A 23,173-nucleotide genomic window follows, 5' to 3' on the forward strand; every position below is an offset into this window, starting at 1 on the left:
TTATCCCAGATTGTTTTTTTCTATCAAATGAATCGAACAATCCCACAGTCCTTCTGTGTTTTCTCATTAAAATTTATTCATGAACAATCACCTGGATCAATTGATCTCGTCGGTAAGCAATGACCGACAAGAATTACTACATCACCCAATTTATCAAAACTTAAATACCCTAGAAGATTTCCGTGTTTTCATGGAATACCATGTCTTTGCGGTTTGGGATTTTATGAGCTTGCTCAAAGCTCTTCAGCATAGACTTACCGGGATGAGTCTTCCTTGGATACCGGCTGGAGATCCTCTCGTGGTCAGATTGATCAATGACATTGTACTTGCCGAAGAAAGTGATGATGATGGAAAAGGAGGCTTTTGTAGCCACTTTGAACTTTATTTAAGAGCCATGCAAGAAGCCGGTGCTTCTACCAAGTCTATCAATAGTCTTGTAAAGTCCGTTTCCGCGGGAATGAATCTTGACGATGCGATGAATGTCGCCCAATTACCAGAATTCGTTCAGAAATTCCTTCGGGTAAATTATCAAACAGCCTTATTCGGTTCTGCACACGAAATTGCATCAAGTTTTACCTTGGGAAGAGAAGATCTGATCCCTGATTTATTTAGAAAATTGGTGGACGAGCTTGTCAAAGATCAACCTGAGGAATTAAAAACGCTTGGTTTCTATTTCGACAGACACATTCATCTGGACGAAGAAGAACACGGTCCTTTGGCTTGGAGAATGGTCTCTCTTCTTCTTGAGACAGACGTTCACCTTGAAGGCGCCAAGGTTTCTGCCAAAGAAGCTTTGTCTGCCAGAAAAATTCTTTGGGACGGAATCAATCAAGAAATTTTGACTCGAAAAGCGACCTTGGTTCACTAAAGTAAATTGTGTGCAGTGATTGACTTGGTCAATCCTGCCACTTTTTCTTTTAGAATTTCTGAACTAGGGAAAAGTCTCTGCAATTCTTTCTCATCGAGTAGCCTGATCTCAGCGATATAATCCGAAGCTTCCTTGCTTGACCATTTTCTAAAACGGCTGAGTGGTGTCTTTGTGAGCGTGTAAAAAAGTAGCTTTTCGGGCCAATATTGGGCATAAGGCAAGGCATAATGCGCTTCGATCGGAAAGTATCGGTTTGGCGTCTGTACGAAATGCTTTTTCCCCACTCGCTCAATTTCTGCAGCCATTTTCTTCTGGTTTTCCCAAGTAAACAGATGCTCGATCACGGAATTTGAAAAGATGAGATCAAATTCATTTTCCTGATACTCTGAAAGGTTAGTTGCATCACCTGTGGTACTCTTGATAGCAGGATGAGAACTCTCTTCGAGATGGAGGTTGAGCAATGTGATTTCGACCTTTGGATGATCGAGTAGTGAGCTGCCTTTCCAAAAATAATCTGTACCTCCGACGTCAAGAATTTTAACCTGCTGATTTACATCGAATTGATTGTAAAAAAGCTGTTCAAATTGCTGTAAACGTTTTTTTCGAAAATACGCCCCAAGAGAATTGGGATCGTCGGAAGAAGCGAACAGCTTAGAAATTGAGAACATTTAGACTAAAAATCGTTTTGCATTTGAAATTACTCGCAAAAGTAAGCATGCTTGACGATTCTTTTCTTAATTTTGGTTTTGAAATCGTGTTTCGGCCAAAAAATGTAGTCTAGCGCGGTTTTTGCAAAAGTGTAATTGTTTGATCAGATTTTTATGAAGCGCAGATTTGACCGGTATTTTCCTTGGCTTTTCACAGCCTCTGATTTTATTGCTTCCCTTGTTTCGCTTTTACTGACCAATTTCTTTCTTCAGAAGTTTGGAGTTTTCGCCAAGGTTGAACTTGACGCCTTTTTGCCGCTTTCCGTGCTTTGGTTGTTGATTTCCCTTCTTCGAAAAGACTATAAAATCGGCCGCACTGATGAGTATGGGGACACACTGAAGCATCTCCTAGGCACGGTCTTTTGGTTTGTCGGTGCTACGGCTATTCTTTGGATTCCGTTCAATACGCCTGAATTGCAGGTTTTGCCAGTCCTTACTTTGGGAGTAGGCATGCTGGTATTGATGGGAAGTTATCGGGTATCTGTTCATATGATGCTCCGGTCCTACAGATCTAAGGGGAAGAATTATCGAAATGCTGTCATAGTCGGCAAAGGAGGAACAAGTCCCCGGCTAGCTGATGTATTTCGGATTCGAAAGGATTTCGGAATCAATTTTCTCGGTTATTATGATAATCTCTCCGATTGTGCACAGACCCGTGGAGGGATTCAGCAGTTTTTCGAACACGCCCCAGAATTAGACCTTGATCTGATCTATATCCACGAGCAATTAGAGCCAGGATTGGTCCGAAAAATCATTGACTTCGCAGATGAAAATTACATCAAAGTCAAGATGATTCCCGGCGGATCCCTTCAATTGGAGAAGAATCTATCATTTTCTAGGTATGGGGATTTCTTTGTCATCAATGTCAATGAAATTCCTTTGGACAATGCCTTCAATAGCTTTGCAAAAAGAGCTTTTGATATTGTATTTGCCAGTTTGGTTATTGTATTTATCCTTTCCTGGTTGATCCCTCTAGTCGGGTTTTTAATCAAACTCGAATCAAGAGGTCCTATATTTTTTATCCAAAAACGAAATGGAGTCAACAATCAAGTGTTCAGCTGCCTGAAGTTTCGGTCTATGACTCCTAACGATTATGCAGATACTGTGCAGGCAAAAAAAGGAGATCCTCGGGTCACAAGAATTGGGTCCTTTTTGCGCACGACCTCTTTGGATGAAATGCCACAGTTTATCAATGTGCTGCTAGGGGATATGTCAATTGTAGGTCCTCGACCTCATACGATTCCTATGAATCAGACATTTCAAAAGCAAATTGAGCGGTATAATTCCCGACACAAGATCAAGCCGGGAATCACAGGTTTGGCTCAAGTGAGAGGTTTTAGAGGGGAAATTGAAAACCCACATCAGATTCGCTCACGGGTACGATTAGACTCTTTTTATATCAATAATTGGTCATTTTTGCTGGATATGGGTATCATGGTGAAGACAGTTCACGAACTGCTTTTCAACCGGGAGAATGCCTATTGATCGATGAATCGCTGTCATTTTTGTAATAGCGAATCGCTTCGGGATTTTCAGGCAGAAGAGAAAATGCTCGGTCTGGGAGAGCAGTTTACTTACCAAGAGTGTCAGGATTGTCAATCCCTTCAAATCAAATCTGTGCCGTCTGATATTTCTGCTTTTTATAAGTCAGACACCTATTATTCCTTTTCTTCTTTAGTCACTTCAGGTTCGCTAAAAAATTTCCTGAAAAAGGGAAGAATGTGGCTCTTTTTGAAAACAGGAGCCTCGGCATTCAGCCCTCCCTATGGATATTGGCTTAGGGAGTTAAATCCTGCCTATTCGGATCGAATAGTTGATATCGGTTGTGGTAGTGGACAGCTTCTCTATGAGTTGTGGGCATCTGGCTTTGAAAATCTGACTGGAGTGGATCCTTTTTTAGATAGTTCAAAGGATTTGGAACCAGGACTGTCATTGATCAAGGGTGGACTGGAGGACCTTCCGGGAGAATTTGACATTATGCTCATGCATCATGCTTTTGAGCACATGGCAGAGCCAAAGAAAACTTTGGAGACTTGTCGCCAAAAGCTTAAAAAAGATGGAAGACTGCTAATCCGTACTCCTTTGGCAGGAAGTAGCGCTTGGGAAGAATTTGGAGATAATTGGGTTCAGCTTGATGCTCCAAGGCACTTGAATATTCCTAGTTTGGAGGGGTTCAAAAAGCTAGTAAATGACCAAGGTCTTAAGCTCGAAAAGATTCTTTTCGACTCTACAGCCTTCCAATTTTGGGGATCCATTTTGTATCAGCGAGGAATTAAGCTTGTAGGGACCAATTGCGAAGCCCATTTTTCGTCAAATGAATTAAGAGAATTTCAAAAAAAAGCCCTCCGGTACAATCAGGAGGGCAAAGGGGATCAGGTTTGTTTTTATCTGCGCCGAGTAGATTAAATTCGGAATAGGGCATCGAAAAAGCCCATCGTTTCACCTTTCTTTTTGAAAATTATCATTGGAAGCGAATTATTGACTTCGATGAGTTTCTCGGCTGTGCTTCCCAATAGAATTGCTGCCGATTTGGTCCGTCCGCGAGAGCCCAGGATAATCATATCCACGTCCATTTTATGAGCTTCTTCCAGCAATTGTTTACCGGAGCTTTCGCCGCTATCTAAGATAAACTCACATTTCAATTCCGGATGATCGTGTTTGGATACGAATTTTTTGAAGTCTTTTTCGGCATTGAGCCGCATGATTTCAGAAAATTCCTCGAAGGATTTACCAGTCTTGGAGTAGCCTGCCGGGACATGGAAAATATGAACTGGAATCAATTCAGCTTTTAATTCATAAGCTATTCGCTCCCCAAATTCATAAATCATGTGATTGTGCTTGGAAAAGTCCGTGGGTACCATAATACGCTTAGGAATCCCAGGAGGGCGCTTTTCCTGAAGCAACATGATGGAGCAGGGGGCTTTTTTTGCCACTCCGTTAGCAAGTGCACCACTACCTACTAGGCTTTCTTTCCTTCCCATCACAATGAGGTCCACATCTTTGATTTTGGCCCATCGGAGGAAGGTCTCTAAAGGATGGCTTCCTTCCTCGGCAAAAATTTCGATCTCGATATTTTCAGGAAATTTCTGCCGTTTGATTTTCTCCTCCATGATTGCCTCGATAGATTCGTCTCCTGGGGCCAAGAGGTCTGGATATTGGCTGAGAATGTCATCTGGAATGGCCAGGTTTTTTGCCACATGCACAAAATAGCATTTTTCAACTCCTAAAAACTTCAAGAATATGTTGGTCTTTTGGATCAGGATTTCATCCATTTCGGTCAAGTCCAAACCGATCATGATTTTTGGAAAAATCTTCATGTGTCTGCGTTTTGATTAAAGGCTTTTGCCCTAATTCGATCTTTCACTCTTACGGAGAGCTTCTCATCAGGGTATTTGATAGCGCTTGTTGGTTTCAAAGGCTTAATTTAAGAGATTGATTGAGTTAATTAAACTGTTTTTGTGAAATTGAGCTTTTCAAAGGTTGATCGGGTAATTTAATGGCTGACTTACAAAAATATTTTTTAGCAATACTTCCTCCTAAAGAATTTAGGGAGCAAGTTCACGATTTGAAACTTTCGCTCAAGGAAGAGTTTGGGGTAAAATATGCCCTGAAGTCTCCGGCTCACATCACCTTGAAAATGCCCTTTCTGTACAACGCCAACAAGGAGGATCGTTTGGTGGAAGCACTAAAAAACTTCAACCAAGGATTTTCTCCTTTCCCCCTGAGCATTCGAGGTGTGGATCAATTTCGGAGGCGTGTTTTGTTTTTGAGTGTGGCGAAACAACCCAAGCTGTTTGAACTGCAGGATGGCCTGAGAATTTTTGGTAAAAGACATTTAAAATTGAATCTAGAGTTGAGCGATACCAATTTCCATCCTCATCTAACGGTTGCCTTTCAGGATATCAAGAAGGAGCAGTTTGATTCTATTAGGTTAAGAGTAGAAAATGCAGGTTTAGAAATAGATTTTAAAGTAGGAAGTTACTATTTGTTAAAGCGAAAAAATGGACTTTGGGAACCCCAAACGGAGATATTTTTAGCAGAAACTTGACCTTTTGCCCATTTTTTAATCCATTCGAATAAATTTTTAACAAAAATTTAATTTTGACAGGTGCTTAAAAAGCTTTTTAAAATTCCGAGAATATGATTTTCAAAAACGAACATCATCAGAATAATATTTTAAAAATATGATTATGGGTTTAATATTCGGAATAATATATCTATCAAATCAATTTTTGCAGAACAAAAAATTAATTGAATTATTCCAAGTTTAAAAATAAACTAGACTGTTTTTTATCGTTTTCAGAATTTATTATGGAGAATTTGAAAATAATATTAAAAATTCGTGGTTTTTGAAATCCGGACACTGATCGGACACATCTAATTCCAAATATTATTTCTAAAATTTGGCATTTTCAGTATTATAGTATGATTTTTACCTTTTTTTTGAGCGTCTGCCAAATTTGCTCTTTCACAAATTAGTTTCGTCTTTTATCTCCACGAAAATTAAATCATTTTATTAAAACTAAACCTATGAAGAAAATTTTACTGGGTTTTGTTTTTGTATTGCTGGCATCCGTGTCGGTAATGGCGCAAAACAAAACCATCACAGGTAGAGTGACATCACCAGGCGAACCTGAGGGTTTGATCGGAGTGAATGTCCTAGTGAAGGGTACGACCATTGGTGTCGTAACGGATTTGGATGGAAGGTATACCCTTTTGGCTCCAGAAAGTGCCACTACATTGGTGTTTAGCTACATCGGCTATCGCAGTGTGGAAGAGCAAATTGGCAATCGTTCTGAGATCAATGTAGTGATGGAAGAAGATTCCCAGAATCTGGAAGAAGTAATCATTACCGCCTATGGTGGTACCGTGGACAAAGGAAACTTTACCGGTTCTGCTGTAGCATTGAAAGGAGATCAAATCGCAAACAGACCGATCAACAACGTAGTAAACGCGATTGAAGGTCAGGCTCCTGGTGTAATCACTACTTCTGCTTCCGGTCAGCCAGGTTCTACTCCAGCTGTTCGTATTCGTGGTATTGGTTCTGTAAACTCTTCTTCTTCTCCACTTTATGTGGTGGATGGGGTTCCATATGATGGAGCACTTTCCAATTTGAACCCAGAAGATATCGAGGACATGACCATTTTGAAGGATGCTTCTTCAGCAGCTCTTTACGGTTCTCGTGCCGCTAACGGTGTGATCATGATTACCACTAAGACTGGTAAGAAAAACAAGCCGACTTTCAATTTGAGATTACAGCAAGGTATCTCAAGCCGTGCACTTCCAGAGTATGATCGCGTAAATGCAGATCAGTACTACCCGCTAGTGTGGGAATCTCTCAGAAACTCACAGCTTGGAAATGGTGCCAGCGGTGCTGATGCAGCTGCTTTTGCTTCTAACAACCTGATTGACATTCTTGGTTACAACATCTACAATGTGCCAAATGATCAAATCGTAGGTCTTGACGGTACTTTGAATCCAAATGCAAGAAACAACTTCCAGGGTCTTAACTGGTTCGACGAGTTGGAGCGAATGGGTGATCGTAAGGAATACAACATGACTTACTCAGGTGGGTCTGAGAAGACTGATTTCTACACCTCTTTCAACTATTTGAATGAGAAAGGATTTATCATCCAGTCTGATATCGAGCGATTCACTGGTCGATTGAATGTAAATACTCAAGCTACTGACTGGTTGAAGACAGGTATCAACCTTTCTGCAACTTTGAGTGAAGGAAACAATGCAAGAGATGGTGGTAGCAATAGCTTTGTGAACCCATTCTTTACTGCAAGATCCATGGGTCCAATCTATCCGGTATTTGCTCAGAATATGCAAACTGGTGGTTTCATCCTTGACGAATTTGGAAATAGAATCTATGACCTAGGTGACTTAGAAGAGCTTGGTTTGCCTCGTAGAGGTGCTGGTGCTTATCCAGGTCGTCACGTAGTTCAGGAGACATTGCTAAACGTAGATAGATTTGATCGTGATGTGATCTCTTCTCGTGCTTACGTTGAGGCTAAGTTTTTGAAGAACTTCACTTTCAGAACCAATATTGCTACTGATATCACTTCACTTCTTGACATCGGATACGACAACACGATTGTGGGTGATGGTGCTCCAGCAGGACGTACTCGTAGAGAGAATGTGCGAATCAACTCTTTGACTTTCAACCAGCTATTGACTTACACCAATACGTTCAAAGAGAAGCACTTCGTAGAGGTTTTGGCAGGTCATGAGAACTATGATTATCAAGTAAATCGTCAATTTATTTCCAAGCAAGATCAAATCTTGGCTGGTAATATTGAGCCAGACAACTTTGTAACGATCAACTCTGCTACAGGACGTCTAGACCGTGACAGAATTGAGTCTTACCTTTCTCGCTTGAACTATGTGTATGACGACAAATACTCTTTCTCTGCATCTTGGAGAACGGATGGTTCTTCTCGATTCTTCGAGGACGTTAGATGGGGAACATTCTTCTCAGTTGGTGCTGCTTGGTCTATCGATCAGGAAGACTTCTTTAACTCAAATTACTTCCAGTTATTGAAGTTTAGAGCTTCTTACGGTGAAGTAGGTAACAACGCAGTGGGTGGTTTCTATCCTTGGCAGGCACTATATGATCTTGGATTCAACAATGCTAACGAGCCAGGTATCTTGCAAGCTTCACTTTCTGCACTTGACTTGCAGTGGGAATCAAACAATACCCTTGACTTCGGTTTGGACTTTGCTTTTGCAAACAGATTCTCAGGTACCATTGAATACTTCAACAGAGAGTCTAGTAACCTTCTTTTCGAAGTCCCACTTTCTTTGACTACAGGTTTGAATAGCCGATTCCAAAACATCGGTACTATGTCTAACAGAGGTATTGAATTCAATATCGGTGGTGACTTGGTTCGTTCCGGTGATTTCCGTTGGAATGCAAACGTAAACGTATCTACCTTCGAGAATGAGTTCAAAGAGCTTCCATTCGATGAGCAAATCGTAGGTACTAAGAAATATGTAGTAGGTCGTTCCATCTACGACTTCTGGTTGAGAGACTGGTATGGAGTAGATGCTGAGACCGGTGAAGGTCTTTACAGAGCAGAAGAGTATGCAGAAGATGATCCTCGTGATCGTATTGTGAATGGTGATACACTTACTACCAATTTCCAGAATGCACGTTTCCACTTCGCTGGTAATGCAATCCCTGACTTCTTTGGTGGTTTGACCAACACTTTCACGTACAAAGGATTCTCCTTGAATATCTTGATGAGCTTTGCAGTGGGTGGTGATATCTACGATGGTATCTACGCTGGCTTGATGTCTGCCGATCCTGATGGTGGCGCACTTCACGTGGATATTCTAAACAGATGGCAGCAGCCAGGAGATGTAACCGACGTTCCTAAAATGGACGTAACGGGTGCAGCTCAAACCAACGTGGCATCTGACAGATGGTTAACGGATGCTTCTTATCTGAACCTTCGATCTGTCAACTTGTCCTACACTTTCCCGCGTACCCTGTTGGAGCGTTGGAAAATGAGAGGAGCTACAGTTTATGTAGCAGGTGAAAACTTGGGATGGCTTTCTGGACGTTCCGGTATGTATGTATCCGGTACATTCAGCGGTACGACTTCCAATACCTTTACCCCAGCTAGAACATTCACGCTTGGTGTTAACTTACAACTGTAATTTACCAAAACAATGAAGAAATTATTAAGTAAAATATTCTTACTCGGAGCAATCCTAAGTTTTGGTTGCGCTGAGGACTACTTGGACACCCTCCCTACGGATGCGGTATCCGAAAATGCTGTCTTTACGACTACAAAAAATGCTTTTACAGCTCTAAACGGTATCCATAGATCCATGTTTATCCGCTATGATTCTCAGGGTCAGCCTGGTGAAGGTGGTGTGATGATCATGAGAGAAGCGCTTGCTGAGGATTATGTATTGACTGGAATTGCAAATGGTTGGTTTATCTCTATGTCTAGATGGCTAAACCATATCAATGAAAACAGTGGTGATGTTCGTTTTGTCTGGAGATTCTACTACAAAATCATTGGTAATGCGAATATGATCATCGCTAATATTGATGATGCTGAAGGTCCTCAGGCTGAAAAAGATGAGATCAAAGGTCAAGCTTTGGCCTACAGAGCTTGGGCTCACTTCAACTTGGTTCAGCTTTTTGCTGAGCGCTATCAAGCAGGTGGTGGTAATAGCCAACTAGGTGTTCCAATCGTATTGGAGCCAATCACCGAAGGTGGTGCTCGTAATACAGTAGAGGAAGTTTATACTCAAATCAATGCTGACATCGATGCTGCTATCGCTCTTTTGGATGAAGGTAGAAACGCAAAGTCTCACATCAACATCAACGTGGCTCGTGGTATCAAGGCTCGTATTGCTTTGACGCAAGGTAACTATGCAATAGCTGCTCAATTGGCTAGCCAAGCTCGCGAGGGCTATGACTTGATGTCTGAAACTCAGCTTTACGAAGGATTCAACAATGTTGATAATCCGGAGTGGATTTGGGGAAGCCGTCAGATTGACGATCAGCAGACATTCTTCGCTTCTTACTTCGCTTACGTTTCTTTGAACTTCAGTTCGACGAATATCCGTGGTAATCCGAAGGCGATCAATAGTAAGCTTTATGCTGAAATCTCTGATACAGACTACAGAAAAGGCCTCTGGGATCCGAATGCCTCTGATCCTGCCTTGAGAGATCCATTCATCGATGAGGTTACTTTGAGCTCCTTTGCAAAGCGTGACTACATGAACCGTAAGTTTATCGCTCAAGCAAATGCAAGCTCTGTAGGTGATGTGCCTTACATGAGAGCTTCCGAAATGTTCTTGATCGAAGCGGAAGCTTTGGCAAGAGCTGGAAATGACAGCCAAGCTGCTCAGGTTTTGTTCAACTTTGCTTCTCAGCGTGATCCTGAGTATACCTTGACTACCAACACTGGTGCAGCTTTGATCGAAGAGATCATGATACAGCGTCGTATCGAGCTATGGGGTGAAGGCTTCAGATTCTACGACTTGAAGCGTCTGAACCTTCCATTGGATCGTACTGGTGCAAACCACGTAGAGACTGTGATCAACTCTAAGTTTGAAGAGCCTGCTGGTACTTCAAACTGGCAGTTCAAGATTCCTATCTCTGAATTGAATGCAAACGAAAACATGGTTCAGAATCCTTCTTAAGGATTTCTAAATCTATAAAAGTAAAAGTCCGGGCTTAGGCTCGGACTTTTTTGTTTTCAGAATATCTACTGCCATAATATTGATTGATCTATAACCTTTTTTAGGTCAGTAATCAAAGAGCACCGTTACAAGAACCTTAGAGGTTCAGAATCAAGGAGCTTCGATCTTCATTCTTCCGACTTCCTTCTGGGAAGTATAGAAATTAGGCTACAGGAATCATTCAGCATATTCAGAATCACTTTTTCAAGCTATTTCAATTCCAATTCATCCGTTTCCTGTCCTTTTCCCAACAGCAAACTTCTAGGGCTTCGGCTATTTCCCTTATAAACATGCACGATGTTTTGCTGTGTGGAGAAGTCTTCAATTAGCACTGAGTTTTTTACCCGAATGCTATTCTCCAGTTTGACCGGGTCAGATTCGATATAAAACCATGCAGCATCTTCTTCTACCTCAAAGCCAAGAAGAACCCAATTGACCTCCTTTTCAGCGATCCAGATTTGAAAATTCTCCTTCAAATAGGCTTCTACTTGCTTTTGAAGAAGTTCAGCGTTTTCAGGATTCAGAAAGTCTATGGATTGCTCATGAAAACTGCTTAAACCTACTTCCAAATCATCCCAAAAAATTTTGGAGGCAATCTCCAATCGTTGGGAATTCGGGTTTTGACGGATTTCTGTCAAGGAAATGTAAAATGGGTGGGATAAAACCATCCATCCCAGGGAAATCATGGAGATGTAAAACTGTTGCATTTGAAAGAATTTGGGGACTATATTATGGGAATAAACCTGTATTATTGCCGCAATTTACTTCAATTGGAAGATTTATTCCCTTATGGATTCATTCGAACTCTATTTCCGCATCGGACTTCAGCATATACTCGATATTCAAGGGTATGATCATATCCTATTCGTATTGGCTCTATGCGCAGTGTATATTCCACGGGATTGGCGCAAGATCGTGATATTGGTTACAGCCTTTACTATTGGTCACTCACTAACTTTAGCCTTGGCGACATTCAAAATTGTGCAGGTAAGATCCGACGTGATCGAATTTCTTATACCGGTCACCATAGCGATTACTGCTTTTTTGACTATTCTGAAGCCAAGACCTTCTTCGGGTAAAAATATTCAGTTAAATTATTTCCTCGCTTTGGTTTTTGGATTGATTCATGGTTTGGGTTTCTCCAATTATCTTCGAGAATTGCTCGGAAAAGAAGCGATGATTTGGAAGCCACTTTTGGCTTTCAATGTGGGATTGGAAGTGGGTCAGTTGGTTATTGTGGGAATATTCTTGACAGTGACTGGAATTCTAGTAGGAATCGCTGGAGTCAATCGTAGAGATTGGACTTTGGTCATTGCTTCCTGTGTCTTTGGGATTGCCCTTTCATTAATGTTAGAAACGAAATTTTGGTAAAATATATAGTATCATGATTAGAAAATTAGGACTTGCATTAGCAGTTTTTGCGCTGGTATCGACCGAATCTTGGTCACAGGCGCGTCGATCTGAGCAAAATCATGCCGAGCGATTTGAGCAGCTCGGAACCATGCTTCGCTCTCCCAATGTCTATCGCACTGCCTCCGGTGCTCCCGGTCATATGTATTGGCAGCAGCAGGCAAACTATGTGATCGATGTCGAACTGAATGATGACAATCAATCCATCTCAGGAAGGGAAACTGTCACCTATATCAATAACTCGCCTGATGTCTTGACTTACCTCTGGGTACAGTTGGAAGAAAATCAGCGAGGTCCGGAATCGGACGCCCCTAAGGTGGCCGAAAGCTCTATCAATTCCCGTATGACCATGCGTACGCTAGAAGGTATTCTTTGGGAAAATGAGGAGTTTGGCTACAAGGTTTTGAATGTCAAAGACTCCGAAGGGAATGCCCTTCCGGTTGCTGTCAATAAAACCATGATGCGAATTGACCTTCCTGAGCCTTTGAAATCAGGGGAAAGCTTCAGCTTTTCCGTAGACTGGTCTTTCAATATCACCGACCGTATGTCTTACATTTCCGGTCGTCCAGGCTATGAGTTTTTTCCAGAGGATGGAAATTACCTCTATACCATGGCAGAATGGTTCCCAAGAATGGCTGTTTACTCTGATTTCGAAGGTTGGCAAAACAAGCAATTCTTCGGAAGAGGAGAATTTGCCCTGGTTTTTGGAGACTATGAAGTTCGAATCACCGTACCAGCAGACCACATGGTAGGTGCTACGGGAGTTCTTCAAAATCCAGAAGAAGTGCTTTCTGCTACCGAATTGGAGCGCTGGAACAAGGCCAAGCAGACCTATGACAATCCTGTCATCATTCGTACGCAGGCAGAAGCTGAAAAGCTGGAAAAAGGAAAATCAAAAGACAAGAAAACCTGGATTTTCAAGGCTGAAAATGTTCGGGACTTTGCCTGGACTTCTTCCCGTAAATTTATCTGGGATGCCATGGCCGTAAAACAAGGCGGGAAAGATGTAATGGCCATGTCTTACTACGCCAAAGAAGGCAATCCACTTTGGGAGCAATATTCCACTAGAGTAGTCGCTCACACCATCAAATCCTATTCAGACAAGACCTTTGACTATCCTTATCCGACGGCGATCTCTGTGGAAGGTAGCAATGGCATGGAGTATCCGATGATTTGCTTCAATTATGGTCGTCCTGATAAAGACGGTACTTACTCTGAAGCTGTCAAATACGGAATGATATCGGTAATTATCCATGAGGTGGGTCACAACTTCTTCCCGATGATCGTCAACTCGGATGAGCGTCAGTGGACCTGGATGGATGAAGGCTTGAATACTTTCATGCAGTTTATGGCCGAGCAGGAATGGGATAGAAATTATCCTTCCCGTCGCGGTCCGGCCCATAAGATTGTACCTTACATGAGAAGCGAAAAGCAATACTTGGAGCCTATCATGACCAATTCTGAAAACATCATTCAATTTGGTCCGAATGCCTATGCCAAGCCGGCAACTGCCTTGAATATCCTGCGTGAGACGGTGATGGGCAGAGAGCTGTTTGATTTTGCTTTTAAGGAGTATGCGAGAAGATGGATGTTTAAGCATCCAACACCAGAAGATTTGTTTAGAACCCTAGAAGATGCTTCTGCAGTAGATTTGGATTGGTTCTGGAGAGGTTGGTTTTACGGGACAGAGCCTGTGGATATCGCGATTCAGGATGTGAAATGGTTTAAGCTGGACAACCGCACTCCGGCTGAGAAAAAGGCTGCTGAAAAGGCTGAATTCGAGCGTGAAGAAACTTACATCAGCAAGGAATTTAATAAAGCGGACGTTCCACAGACCGTTTTGGAAGCGGATCCGGCTACTCGCGATTTCTACAACAGCTATGATCGATTTGCCATTACTCCTGAAGATGAGGAGGAATACAATCGATTCATGGCGAGCCTTTCACCAAAGGAGAAAGAATTGATGAACTCGGATCTAAATTTCTACGAGCTCACCTTTGAGAATGTAGGTGGCTTGGTGATGCCTTTAATTATCGAATTCCAATATGCTGATGGTACTTCGGAAATCGAGCGGATTCCAGCTGAAATCTGGAAACTGAATGAAACTGAAGTGACTAAAGTATTTGCAAAGGAAAAAGAAGTGGTTCAATTTGTGCTAGACCCGATGCGCGAAACTGCCGATATCGATGAGTCGAGCAACTACTGGCCGAGACAGTATCAGCCTAGCCGCTTTGAGCTTTTCAAGGGACGTGGTGGAGCAAGAGGTGCTTCTACCGGAGACAATCCTATGAAAAGAGCTCAGAGTAAAAGGAAGTAAGTTTAAGTTGTGAGTGGGATCCGCCTAAGGAGGACAGGCTACTTACAAAGTCAACAAATAAACGAAGAACCCTCCAAGAGTCTCGATATCTGTCGGGATTCTTGGAGGTTTTTTATTTTTTATTCGCCATTTCCTTGCTATCTCGCTGTCCTGCATCTTCAGACGCTGGACATATTGCTCGGTATTCCTCTGACATAGTGAAAAATGGAACGGAAACCCTATGTGCACTATGTTTCTATGTGGTTTTAAAAAAGAGGAACCACATAGCCACATAGCTATTTAATTTTGAGATGGATACTTTGATTAGGAAGCCTCTCTAGGTTCATTTTTGAAGGTTTTAACTCTTTATTCCAAGTAGGAAACCCTATGTGCACTATGTTTCTATGTGGTTTTAAAAAAGAGGAACCACATAGCCACATAGCTGTTGAATTTTGAGATGGATACATTGATTAGGAAGCCTCTCTAGGTTCAGTTTTGAAGGTTTTAATTCTTTATTCCAAGTAGGAAACCCTATGTGCACTATGTTTCTATGTGGTTTTAAAAAAGAGGAACCACATAGCCACATAGCTGTTGAGTCCTAGGTGAACCTGCGGATTTAATTAATGGTCTCCTGTATGCTATTGAGGGGGATGGAGTCAATGCTACCTTAAGTGTTGTTTCTGCCTTGCCTTTTTACGGATATATTACTTCGGGACCTAAAATCGGATTTAAAGTAATTCAGTCTGCTACAGACCTTCAAAGTAGAAAAGTATTAAGGTGGATTGTTGATCATGAAGGTTTTATAACTTTTGGAGATCAGAGCCAATTAAGACTTGTTATCGGGTTGACTGATACGAATATGCGTGCGCATCATATAATTCCATGGCAAAAAAATATTCAAGAACATCCAGTTGTTCAAAAAGCAGCAAGGTCAAAAAATTCTTTTCATATGAATGAAAGTTTAAATGGAATGCCAGTTCAAAAGAATAGGAACATATATCACAAAGATTATAATAATCTAATATTAAATAAACTAGATCAAATCTATAACCCAAGAAACCGAGATAGAAGTAATGAATTTTTCTATGATGAGTTAATGAATTTGATCAACAATGCAGAAAATGCAATTAATAAATCACCAAATTTGCCAATAAATGATATAAAATTTTGATGTGTTATTATGAATTAGTTCCACATGTCCATGATATTGGAATGGGAGATTTTATTAGGGAATATCATTTAGATGGTACAATCAATGAAAAGAATTATTTAGGAAACTATTCAGATAGAGAAAGAATTATTACTCTTCCCATTATTCCATCTATAGAAATAGGCCGAAATCATACAATTCCTGATTTGTTCAAGGCTGGAGGTGGGATCTCACCAAGGTTTGTCATTTCGAAACGATTAAAAGAATTGCTTGAAAAATATGAGGCAAATAAAAAGATCCAGTTTTTTCCCATTAAAATAGTTCAACAAAAAAGTTCTTTCAAAGATTATTTTGTAACTAACTTTTTTGGAAATGACGATTCTTGGATTGATTTTGAGAAAAGTGAATTTATTGAGCAAATAATTACTAAAGAAGGGAATCGGTTCATAAGGCTAACTTTTAAAACTGAAAATATTGAAAAAAGGTATAGAAACCTTAGTGAGTTCCTAGAACGTGCTGATGATCTATATAATAATGACAATAAACTATTCGCTAAAAGGGTCTTCATTTCATCATCATGTAGTGAAGATGTGTTAATCTTGGATTCCTGTGTATCGCTCAACATGATAATTTCAGATGAATTGAAAAGAACTATTGAAAAGCAAGGGTTTTTTGGTATTGAATTCAAACCCCTGGAAATCTCCGACAAAGAATGGTATGGCCCCAATGGTTTGAGAAAGCAGTTTTACAAATAAATCGAAATCCGGTCCTGAATATTCAGGGCTGGATTTTCTTTTTTACTTGATACTAGTTGTTCTGCGTCTCCAGACGCTGGACATTCTGCTCGTTATTCCTCTGCCATAGTGAAAAATGGATCGTAAAACCCTATGTTCACTATGTTTCTATGTGGTTTTAAAAAAGAGGAACCACATAGCCACCTAGTTTGGAGTTGACTAATTGCAAATGAATTTGAGAAACTGTATGAGTTGAGGGACTCGAATTAAAAGATTGCAAATCTCCCGATCTTACTTCGAGATTACATCCGAGATACTTATCGGGACTCGAAGAGCGGTTTGGTTTACGATTTTATTTCTGATTGATTCCTGACAATTCTATCAAATATCCCCACCCCCGTTTCGATCAATTCATCCGGGAAATCATAAGTTGGTTCATGGAGTTGGGGAGAATTCTCTCCTGTACCCAAACCAAATAAATAAGCGGGACAACTTTGGCTGAAAAGTCCAAAATCCTCGGACCAACGGAAGGGATCTTCTTTTTCTACCACTTCTAATGCTAAATTTTCAAAGGCTTGCTCGGCTAATTTTGCTGCGGCAGGGTCATTCTTCGATACAGCAAAGCTTTCCTGGAATTGCATGTTAATGTCCAGGTTTTCAGTTTTTGCTAGCTGTTTTGCTTTGTTCTCTACCTCTTCGATAAGCTGTTCTAGGTTTTTTTGATCAAAAGCCCGAAGGGTCAAACTCACACTGCCTGTACCCGCACTGGTGCCAAAAGCCAAACTCCCGATCTGAACATGGATGACCGTAGCCAAACAATATCCCGGTATACCTTTACGTATTTCAGGCAATGCCAAAATTAATTTGGAAATGGCCTCTGCAGGATTTCGCCCGTCCTCCGGATGGGCTGCATGGGAGGTTTTTCCTATGAATTGGAGAGTCATGCCCGTACTTCCTGCGGCAAAGCTTCCTTTTCGGGTAATGATCTGATGCAAGGGAAATCCGGGTAAATTGTGAAGGGCAAAAGCAAAATCAGGTCGGATTTTATCAAATTTTGGATCTTCCAAGACGCCTTTGGCTCCCTCGCCGGTCTCTTCGGCAGGTTGGAAAAGCAGGACTACCTCCCCGGATTCGGGACGGTTTTGGGATAGTTTTTCTCCCAAGCCACAGATAATAGCCATATGGCCATCATGTCCACAGAGATGGCCTTTTCCGGGGATAGTACTCCGATAGCTTGGATTTCCTGTTTCAATAATAGGCAAAGCATCTAATTCGCAGCGAAAAAGCAGACGTTTACCGGGACTTTTTCCTTTGAAAATGAAAGCTAAGCCTGTTCCCCCCAATTCTTCTATAATCTCATCTGGCTTTAAAGGCCTGAAAAAATCCAGAATCCGTTGGGCGGTTTGATGCTCATCTCCTGCGATTTCGGGATGTTGATGAAGGCTGTGTCGAAGTTGGATGAGTGGGTTCATGCTGTTAATGTGGGGTTTCCCGAATTACTTTGCAAATCATTTGATTTTTAAAATCCATAATAACTTGAGCTACCGAAGATTTAAAAGAGATTGATCGCATTTTAGCCTTTGGTTTTTGTCTTTTTTTCACCAAATAGGGAAGGGGTTTATGAACACTTATTCCAAATTAGTCTACAGCGATTCATCACTGCTAATATTCAGGATGTGTTGGCTACCATCAACCCATTCAAAATACTCTTTTCAGTCCCGTGAGGACATAGCATAATATTGCTTGTGGTTTTGATCTCTAGAATCCTTTGCTTCTTCTAAACTTTGCGGGAGAGAAATTGCCAAGCCCCGCATCCTTTTGAAAAACTTTGAGACTGCCGCGCTCCGTAAACTACGCTCGCAGTGACGCTCAGACTTTACCTCTTCTAAGCTTTGCGGAAGAAATAATCAAGGCATTAAATTTTTTCTGCCTGATTTTCAATTGGAATCATTTTTGCCCCAGCTTTTTTACTAGCAATCGGGAACTTACGTTTCATTCTTGCTATTTTAACCCATCAATCAACCTTTAACCACAACTTTTATGAGCGAATTACAATTGAAAGAACTCGAAGCACAGATTGCCGAATTGAAAGGCAAGCTTACAGGAGATATGTTTCAGGACATGGATATCCGTGATCAGATCCACAATCTCGAGATGAAACTGAAGGGCGTCAAGCCCATGGATTCCAGTATTGATTGCATCGGTTGCGGAAGCTGATCAGTTTTGAACCGGTACTTTATCATTTACAAACCCTTTGGGGTTTTGAGCCAATTTAGCGGAGAGGGGCAGACACTAGCCTCTCTTTTTCATTTCCCCAAAACAGTCTATCCAGTCGGTCGTCTCGATAAGGACAGCGAGGGCTTGCTCATCATCACCGATGATAAGCAGCTCAATCACCAACTGCTGAACCCCCGGTTTGCCCATCAGCGAACTTACCTGGCGCAGGTGGAGGGAATTCCCGATCAAGAGGCCATGCGCCAGTTGGAAAATGGCGTGACGATCAACGTGGATGGGAAAATGTATTCCACCAAGCCTGCCATCGCAAAAATCCCGGAAGAAATCCCATCCCTGCCAGATCGGAATCCTCCTATCCGCTATCGCAAAAACGTGCCCGATACCTGGATAGCCTTGACCTTGATCGAAGGAAAAAACCGGCAGGTGCGAAAGATGACAGCCGCAGTGGGCTTTCCTACCTTGAGGCTGGTTCGCTGGTCAGTGGAGAAGTTGACGATTGAGGGCTTTCAGGTGGGTGAAGTCCGGGAAATGGGTAAGGAAGAAATATACAAATCCCTAGGCTTGACTGGTTTTCGGAGGAGGTAAGTTTTGGTTTATGCTCACCACGACGCAGTGGTGCCAGGATTTTTTATTTTGGAAAGGGGGAAAATGCGAAGGTTTGATCCCAAAATAGCAGAAATATTGGTTGTAGAGGCTGTCAAATGTGTTTAAGCGCAAATGGGGTTTGGGTTGATACTTGAGCAGGCAGGTCTTATTTGAATAAGGAAGAATTATAAAAAAGATGAAATACATTTCCATCAAATTTAGAAACCGACAATGGGATGCACAAATTAATAGTGGTAGGTATTCTATCATGTTTGTGGCTGTAATTGCTAAGTCTAAGGGATTGGAAAAGTCATTTATCGAACTTAGAGGGAAAAATTTTGTCACAAAAGAAATACATTCTTGGATCAAATTAGAAGACATACAGGCAGAAGAAGAAGTTCAATTAGAACTATGTAATGGAGAACAGTCCAGAAATAAAAATTCACAGCCTGAGGAAGTACAATCTCAAATTGTTCAGCAATTATCTATCGATAGGCCGAGTCCCAATTACTTTACTGTAAGTTTTAATGATCAAATGGTGGAAGGAGTAATCAAATCGGATGCAAATGATACCATATTTCTACTTTCTGTAAAGGTATTTGATAAGGATGAACAGATAGAAGCCTTACTATTTGGAAATGCGGCCCATAATCAGGACGATGAAGGGAGTATTTCGCTGGATATTGGAAATGCACGACATTTTACCCTTCGGTTCAAGCACAAATAAATTGTATTTCTATGGCTGGTGGCTAGGTTTTTCGGTTTAAGGCATATGGAAATTATAGAATGTAATATTGGAAAAAGGAAGGTAGTATTTGGCTTGCCGAATGCTGGAACCATTCACTTTAATTTAATCTGCAAGTTGAATGCACGGGGAGTGATTGAAGGAGCAGAATTAGACATTTCGGCAATTCAGGATGAAATTAAATACAATTTCCTCCACCTGAAGTCAAAAGATCTTTTCCCCATAGAAGTTCAATCTAGTTCGGAGGATACCATCAATTTACCTGCACCGATTTTCAGGAATAAACCGAGAATGCCAGTTGAAGCGAAGCTATTCTGGTATAAAAAGCTGAAAAAAGAGCTGCAGGATAAGGGTTTACTAAAATAAAACGAATAATACGCTATGGAAACACTTTGCTATGAAGATGTTAATAGTCCCAAGCTAATCGCAGGATTCCCAGGGGAAGGAGATTTGGTGTTTTCTATTCTGTTTGATACGGATGAATCAGGTCAAGTCAAGCATACCAGGACAGAAATATCTGGCGCCTATCAAAATTCCTCCTATCTTTTTTATAAAACAATGGAGACAACCATACTTCCTATCAGGATCTCTAAAAAACGTCAAAAAACAATTCAACTACCGGACAGTATCAAGCAAGAGGAACATGAGATGAGCGATGAGTCAAAATTAGATATGTATCTGAAGTTAAAAGCAGACCTGCAAAAAGAAGGACTGATCTAGATGTTGCTGTTCTCTTTCTTTTCCTCTGAAATTATCGGAAGTTGAGTTTGTAAAATTTGGTGACTTTATAATACTGTGTGGAAATTTTTACCATAATTGGGTAGATTTTTTGTCTTGAAAATTTCGGAACTCAAGGAACTTGGACGGAATATAGGTGCCTATTGTAGTGTGAGGTCTAGAATAAAATAATTTAAAAATTGTGAGAGAATGATTGGATTCAAAATAGAGGGTAAAGGAATAAAACTATCAGTTGCCTCAGATGCCATACATGTGATTTTCGCTCTATTGGCCAAAGAATCTGAAGAAGAATTAAGCCTTCATATCAGAGGCTCTAATGATTTCTTTCAAGAACAATTAAACTGGGGTTCAATAAAATTAGAGCCTGGAGATAAGTTTCATATAATGGTTGAGGAGATAGGCGAAATTTCAAAACCAAAAAAGAAAGAGTTTCATGAAATCTCAGAAGAGCGATTAACAGAGGAGGTGGAGACTTATTTTGCTCTTAAGCAGGAACTGGAAGATGCAAACTGGATATGACTTCTAGCCTGATTAAAAAAGCAAATACTAAAATGATGGTATTTATGTAAGATTCTCCCCAAATCGAGATTGTGAAAGATTATGTGACACCTAGAAGATGTAAAAAGTATGAGTAAGGATAAAGTATTGGGGTTTGAATTGATTCATCAGGGAAAGAAGGTATTTGGTGGATTTAAAAATGCATCAATTACTTTGATTTTTTCTAAAAATACCGAAGCTCATGAAAAAGACCTAGAGATCATGTTTTCAGGTCAAAATCTTGAGTCAGACGAATCCGTTGAATGGTTGAATAAAGACATTAAGGTAGGGGATGAGTTTGTCATCAAAGTAAAGGAAACTGATAACATCAGTCCTTACAGAGTCAAAGAGAAACCGCTCCCCTATGCAGAAGTATTGGCGAAAATGATCGAAGAAGAAATATTGGCTATGAAATTCAAGCAGTTTAAATATTTGGAGAGAAAGCTTAAAAGCAAAGGATTGATCTAGCAGATTATCCTCTCCTGCTTTCGGAAAAGCAGGATAACCTACTATTAAAACCCTTTGGTCGTAGTGACTTTGAGAAAGGAATCCCGATTAAAATTCCTTTTGCTATGCTGAGATTGCCACTTTATGCCTTGAAAAATTCAGTCTACTAACCACCTTTTTAATATATTCTATGTCTTGCTGGCACATTGATTTTCATTTCCGTTTTAAAATCATGGGCCAGCGCTTGGGTTGGAAATTGCTTTAAATCCCCGGGATGCTCCCGGGGCTATTACAAGCCGTGCCTTCAGCACTCTACTTTTCCACTTCGCGCCTTTGCGAGAGATATTCCCTCTTAAAAATTCCTAAAAATCCACTTACTCCCCTGAGATTACCGCTTCAAAGAATTAAGATTGCGCTTGGGACAAATTATTCTATTTTTACACTTCTCACAGAAAAATTAAGCAGATGTATCAGGACAAAATCCAAGCTGTCACAGAGGAAGTTCGTAAGGTCGTCGTCGGTCAGGACAAAATGGTCAACCGATTGTTGATCGGCCTTTTTACCAATGGTCATATTTTGCTCGAAGGGGTGCCGGGTTTGGCGAAAACCCTGACCGTTAATACCCTGGCCAAAGTGCTTCATTTGGATTTTAACCGGATACAGTTTACCCCTGACCTTTTGCCTTCTGACCTGATCGGTACCATGATCTACAATCAGCAGAATGGGGATTTTGAAGTGAAAAAGGGACCGATTTTCTCTAATCTGATCTTGGCGGATGAGGTCAATCGATCCCCGGCTAAGGTGCAGTCAGCTCTCTTGGAGGCTATGCAGGAAAAGCAGGTGACTATCGGAGAAACTACCTTTCAGCTAGATCGTCCTTTCTTGGTTTTGGCTACGCAAAACCCAGTGGATCAGGAAGGAACCTACCCCTTGCCGGAAGCTCAGGTCGATCGATTTATGATGAAAGTGCATATTGACTACCCATCCAAGGCAGATGAAATGGAAGTGATGCGCCGCATGGCGAATATGTCCTTTAGCTCCGAAGTCAATGCGGTCCTTTCCAAAGAGGATATCTTTGGTATTCGGGATGAAATCAATGGAATCAAAATCGCCGAACCCCTCGAGCAATACATCATCGAATTGGTATTTGCAACCCGATTCCCAGATCAGTACGGTCTGAAAAATGAAGCTAAGTATATCCAATTTGGTGTATCCCCACGTGCGAGTATCAATCTAAACCTCGCATCCAAGGCGGTAGCCTACATGGATGGGCGGGATTATGTACTTCCGGAGGATATCAAGGAAATCGCCGAGGATGTGCTGAATCACCGGATTATTCTCAATTACGAGGCAGAGGCGGATGGAATCGACACCCGTGACTTAGTGAAAATATTATTGGAAAAGGTGCCGATTAATAAGTCGGTAACATTGAAATAACATGAAAACTTGATTTAAGTGGCTTTCTGAAAGGAAAGCCTTTTTTTATGCTAAATCTGTTAATCCAATATTAA

Annotated in this window: 22 protein-coding genes; 18 read left to right on the plus strand and 4 right to left on the minus strand. The window is 41.1% G+C overall.

Annotation, left to right across the window (positions count from 1 at the left end):
• Positions 1-79 precede the first annotated feature (79 nt).
• Positions 80-868 carry a DUF3050 domain-containing protein gene (locus tag G457_RS0112140; RefSeq protein ID WP_026946725.1) on the plus strand — a complete coding sequence of 263 codons (789 nt, stop codon included), beginning with the start codon at positions 80-82 and terminating at the stop codon, positions 866-868.
• Here the strand turns inward: G457_RS0112140 and G457_RS0112145 are convergent.
• Entirely contained in the window at positions 865-1,536 is a 672-nt protein-coding gene (locus tag G457_RS0112145; RefSeq protein ID WP_026946726.1) for a class I SAM-dependent methyltransferase, read from the minus strand. The genes G457_RS0112140 and G457_RS0112145 overlap by 4 nt on opposite strands.
• A gap of 153 nt (positions 1,537-1,689) precedes the next feature.
• On the opposite strand from G457_RS0112145, the gene G457_RS0112150 reads away from it, so the two are divergent.
• Both G457_RS0112150 and G457_RS0112155 read left to right on the plus strand, forming a co-directional pair.
• Complete coding sequence (locus G457_RS0112150) at positions 1,690-3,060, plus strand: exopolysaccharide biosynthesis polyprenyl glycosylphosphotransferase (RefSeq protein ID WP_026946727.1); 1,371 nt, start codon at positions 1,690-1,692, stop codon at positions 3,058-3,060.
• 3 nt (positions 3,061-3,063) lie between these two features.
• On the plus strand, positions 3,064-3,981 hold the full coding sequence (locus tag G457_RS0112155) for a class I SAM-dependent methyltransferase (protein ID WP_026946728.1): 918 nt from the start codon (positions 3,064-3,066) through the stop codon (positions 3,979-3,981).
• On the opposite strand, the gene G457_RS0112160 is transcribed toward G457_RS0112155, so the two are convergent.
• On the minus strand, positions 3,978-4,892 hold the full coding sequence (locus G457_RS0112160; RefSeq protein WP_026946729.1) for a universal stress protein: 915 nt from the start codon (positions 4,890-4,892) through the stop codon (positions 3,978-3,980). The two genes, G457_RS0112155 and G457_RS0112160, sit on opposite strands and share 4 nt — an antisense overlap.
• Positions 4,893-5,071: 179 nt before the next feature.
• Here G457_RS0112160 and G457_RS21435 point away from each other — a divergent pair, with 179 nt between their 5' ends.
• The 3 genes from G457_RS21435 (at position 5,072) to G457_RS0112175 (ending at position 10,746) form a co-directional block, all read left to right on the plus strand.
• The gene (locus G457_RS21435) at positions 5,072-5,623 is read left to right on the plus strand and encodes a 2'-5' RNA ligase family protein (RefSeq protein ID WP_035483781.1); all 552 of its coding nucleotides are present in this window, start codon (positions 5,072-5,074) and stop codon (positions 5,621-5,623) included.
• Between the two features lie 482 nt (positions 5,624-6,105).
• Positions 6,106-9,243 (plus strand): SusC/RagA family TonB-linked outer membrane protein, encoded by a 3,138-nt coding sequence (locus tag G457_RS0112170; RefSeq protein ID WP_026946730.1) that lies wholly within the window; start codon positions 6,106-6,108, stop codon positions 9,241-9,243.
• 12 nt (positions 9,244-9,255) lie between these two features.
• Positions 9,256-10,746 carry a RagB/SusD family nutrient uptake outer membrane protein gene (locus tag G457_RS0112175; protein ID WP_026946731.1) on the plus strand — a complete coding sequence of 497 codons (1,491 nt, stop codon included), beginning with the start codon at positions 9,256-9,258 and terminating at the stop codon, positions 10,744-10,746.
• A gap of 248 nt (positions 10,747-10,994) precedes the next feature.
• Here G457_RS0112175 and G457_RS0112180 read toward each other — a convergent pair whose 3' ends face one another.
• Complete coding sequence (locus G457_RS0112180; protein ID WP_026946732.1) at positions 10,995-11,492, minus strand: DUF6702 family protein; 498 nt, start codon at positions 11,490-11,492, stop codon at positions 10,995-10,997.
• A gap of 82 nt (positions 11,493-11,574) precedes the next feature.
• Here G457_RS0112180 and G457_RS0112185 point away from each other — a divergent pair, with 82 nt between their 5' ends.
• The 4 genes from G457_RS0112185 (at position 11,575) to G457_RS0112200 (ending at position 16,396) form a co-directional block, all read left to right on the plus strand.
• Positions 11,575-12,156 carry a HupE/UreJ family protein gene (locus tag G457_RS0112185; RefSeq protein WP_026946733.1) on the plus strand — a complete coding sequence of 194 codons (582 nt, stop codon included), beginning with the start codon at positions 11,575-11,577 and terminating at the stop codon, positions 12,154-12,156.
• Between the two features lie 13 nt (positions 12,157-12,169).
• Positions 12,170-14,512: a M1 family metallopeptidase gene (locus G457_RS0112190; RefSeq protein ID WP_081701434.1), complete on the plus strand. Its 2,343-nt coding sequence runs from the start codon at positions 12,170-12,172 to the stop codon at positions 14,510-14,512.
• 664 nt (positions 14,513-15,176) lie between these two features.
• The gene (locus tag G457_RS0112195) at positions 15,177-15,662 is read left to right on the plus strand and encodes an AHH domain-containing protein (protein ID WP_026946735.1); all 486 of its coding nucleotides are present in this window, start codon (positions 15,177-15,179) and stop codon (positions 15,660-15,662) included.
• On the plus strand, positions 15,662-16,396 hold the full coding sequence (locus G457_RS0112200; protein ID WP_026946736.1) for an imm11 family protein: 735 nt from the start codon (positions 15,662-15,664) through the stop codon (positions 16,394-16,396). Before G457_RS0112195 ends, G457_RS0112200 begins: the two co-directional genes overlap by 1 nt.
• Positions 16,397-16,719: 323 nt before the next feature.
• Here G457_RS0112200 and G457_RS21440 read toward each other — a convergent pair whose 3' ends face one another.
• Positions 16,720-17,847, minus strand: coding sequence for an amidohydrolase (locus tag G457_RS21440; protein WP_035483785.1), 1,128 nt, complete (start codon positions 17,845-17,847; stop codon positions 16,720-16,722).
• A gap of 568 nt (positions 17,848-18,415) precedes the next feature.
• Here G457_RS21440 and G457_RS22975 point away from each other — a divergent pair.
• The 8 genes from G457_RS22975 to G457_RS0112245 all read left to right on the plus strand — a co-directional run bounded on the left by G457_RS22975 (position 18,416) and on the right by G457_RS0112245 (position 23,099).
• Positions 18,416-18,592 carry a hypothetical protein gene (locus G457_RS22975; protein ID WP_166669344.1) on the plus strand — a complete coding sequence of 59 codons (177 nt, stop codon included), beginning with the start codon at positions 18,416-18,418 and terminating at the stop codon, positions 18,590-18,592.
• Between the two features lie 6 nt (positions 18,593-18,598).
• On the plus strand, positions 18,599-19,195 hold the full coding sequence (locus G457_RS0112215; RefSeq protein ID WP_026946737.1) for a pseudouridine synthase: 597 nt from the start codon (positions 18,599-18,601) through the stop codon (positions 19,193-19,195).
• 196 nt (positions 19,196-19,391) lie between these two features.
• Complete coding sequence (locus G457_RS0112220; protein WP_026946738.1) at positions 19,392-19,922, plus strand: hypothetical protein; 531 nt, start codon at positions 19,392-19,394, stop codon at positions 19,920-19,922.
• Positions 19,923-19,967: 45 nt separating this feature from the next.
• The gene (locus tag G457_RS0112225) at positions 19,968-20,306 is read left to right on the plus strand and encodes a hypothetical protein (RefSeq protein WP_026946739.1); all 339 of its coding nucleotides are present in this window, start codon (positions 19,968-19,970) and stop codon (positions 20,304-20,306) included.
• 15 nt (positions 20,307-20,321) lie between these two features.
• On the plus strand, positions 20,322-20,660 hold the full coding sequence (locus G457_RS0112230; RefSeq protein ID WP_026946740.1) for a hypothetical protein: 339 nt from the start codon (positions 20,322-20,324) through the stop codon (positions 20,658-20,660).
• 207 nt (positions 20,661-20,867) lie between these two features.
• Entirely contained in the window at positions 20,868-21,197 is a 330-nt protein-coding gene (locus G457_RS0112235; RefSeq protein WP_026946741.1) for a hypothetical protein, read from the plus strand.
• Between the two features lie 108 nt (positions 21,198-21,305).
• Positions 21,306-21,683: a hypothetical protein gene (locus G457_RS0112240; protein ID WP_026946742.1), complete on the plus strand. Its 378-nt coding sequence runs from the start codon at positions 21,306-21,308 to the stop codon at positions 21,681-21,683.
• Between the two features lie 444 nt (positions 21,684-22,127).
• Complete coding sequence (locus G457_RS0112245; protein WP_026946743.1) at positions 22,128-23,099, plus strand: AAA family ATPase; 972 nt, start codon at positions 22,128-22,130, stop codon at positions 23,097-23,099.
• The last annotated feature ends 74 nt before the right edge of the window (positions 23,100-23,173 follow it).

The sequence above is a fragment of the Algoriphagus marincola DSM 16067 genome, from assembly GCF_000429405.1.
GTDB classification, from domain to species: Bacteria; Bacteroidota; Bacteroidia; order Cytophagales; family Cyclobacteriaceae; genus Algoriphagus; species Algoriphagus marincola.

Coding starts and splice junctions, on each gene's coding strand:
- G457_RS0112140 (WP_026946725.1), top strand. CDS start 80: ATGAACAATCACCTGGATCAATTGATCTCGTCGGTAAGCAATGACCGA.
- G457_RS0112145 (WP_026946726.1), bottom strand. CDS start 1,536: ATGTTCTCAATTTCTAAGCTGTTCGCTTCTTCCGACGATCCCAATTCT.
- G457_RS0112150 (WP_026946727.1), top strand. CDS start 1,690: ATGAAGCGCAGATTTGACCGGTATTTTCCTTGGCTTTTCACAGCCTCT.
- G457_RS0112155 (WP_026946728.1), top strand. CDS start 3,064: ATGAATCGCTGTCATTTTTGTAATAGCGAATCGCTTCGGGATTTTCAG.
- G457_RS0112160 (WP_026946729.1), bottom strand. CDS start 4,892: ATGAAGATTTTTCCAAAAATCATGATCGGTTTGGACTTGACCGAAATG.
- G457_RS21435 (WP_035483781.1), top strand. CDS start 5,072: ATGGCTGACTTACAAAAATATTTTTTAGCAATACTTCCTCCTAAAGAA.
- G457_RS0112170 (WP_026946730.1), top strand. CDS start 6,106: ATGAAGAAAATTTTACTGGGTTTTGTTTTTGTATTGCTGGCATCCGTG.
- G457_RS0112175 (WP_026946731.1), top strand. CDS start 9,256: ATGAAGAAATTATTAAGTAAAATATTCTTACTCGGAGCAATCCTAAGT.
- G457_RS0112180 (WP_026946732.1), bottom strand. CDS start 11,492: ATGCAACAGTTTTACATCTCCATGATTTCCCTGGGATGGATGGTTTTA.
- G457_RS0112185 (WP_026946733.1), top strand. CDS start 11,575: ATGGATTCATTCGAACTCTATTTCCGCATCGGACTTCAGCATATACTC.
- G457_RS0112190 (WP_081701434.1), top strand. CDS start 12,170: ATGATTAGAAAATTAGGACTTGCATTAGCAGTTTTTGCGCTGGTATCG.
- G457_RS0112200 (WP_026946736.1), top strand. CDS start 15,662: ATGTGTTATTATGAATTAGTTCCACATGTCCATGATATTGGAATGGGA.
- G457_RS21440 (WP_035483785.1), bottom strand. CDS start 17,847: ATGAACCCACTCATCCAACTTCGACACAGCCTTCATCAACATCCCGAA.
- G457_RS22975 (WP_166669344.1), top strand. CDS start 18,416: ATGAGCGAATTACAATTGAAAGAACTCGAAGCACAGATTGCCGAATTG.
- G457_RS0112220 (WP_026946738.1), top strand. CDS start 19,392: ATGAAATACATTTCCATCAAATTTAGAAACCGACAATGGGATGCACAA.
- G457_RS0112225 (WP_026946739.1), top strand. CDS start 19,968: ATGGAAATTATAGAATGTAATATTGGAAAAAGGAAGGTAGTATTTGGC.
- G457_RS0112230 (WP_026946740.1), top strand. CDS start 20,322: ATGGAAACACTTTGCTATGAAGATGTTAATAGTCCCAAGCTAATCGCA.
- G457_RS0112235 (WP_026946741.1), top strand. CDS start 20,868: ATGATTGGATTCAAAATAGAGGGTAAAGGAATAAAACTATCAGTTGCC.
- G457_RS0112240 (WP_026946742.1), top strand. CDS start 21,306: ATGAGTAAGGATAAAGTATTGGGGTTTGAATTGATTCATCAGGGAAAG.
- G457_RS0112245 (WP_026946743.1), top strand. CDS start 22,128: ATGTATCAGGACAAAATCCAAGCTGTCACAGAGGAAGTTCGTAAGGTC.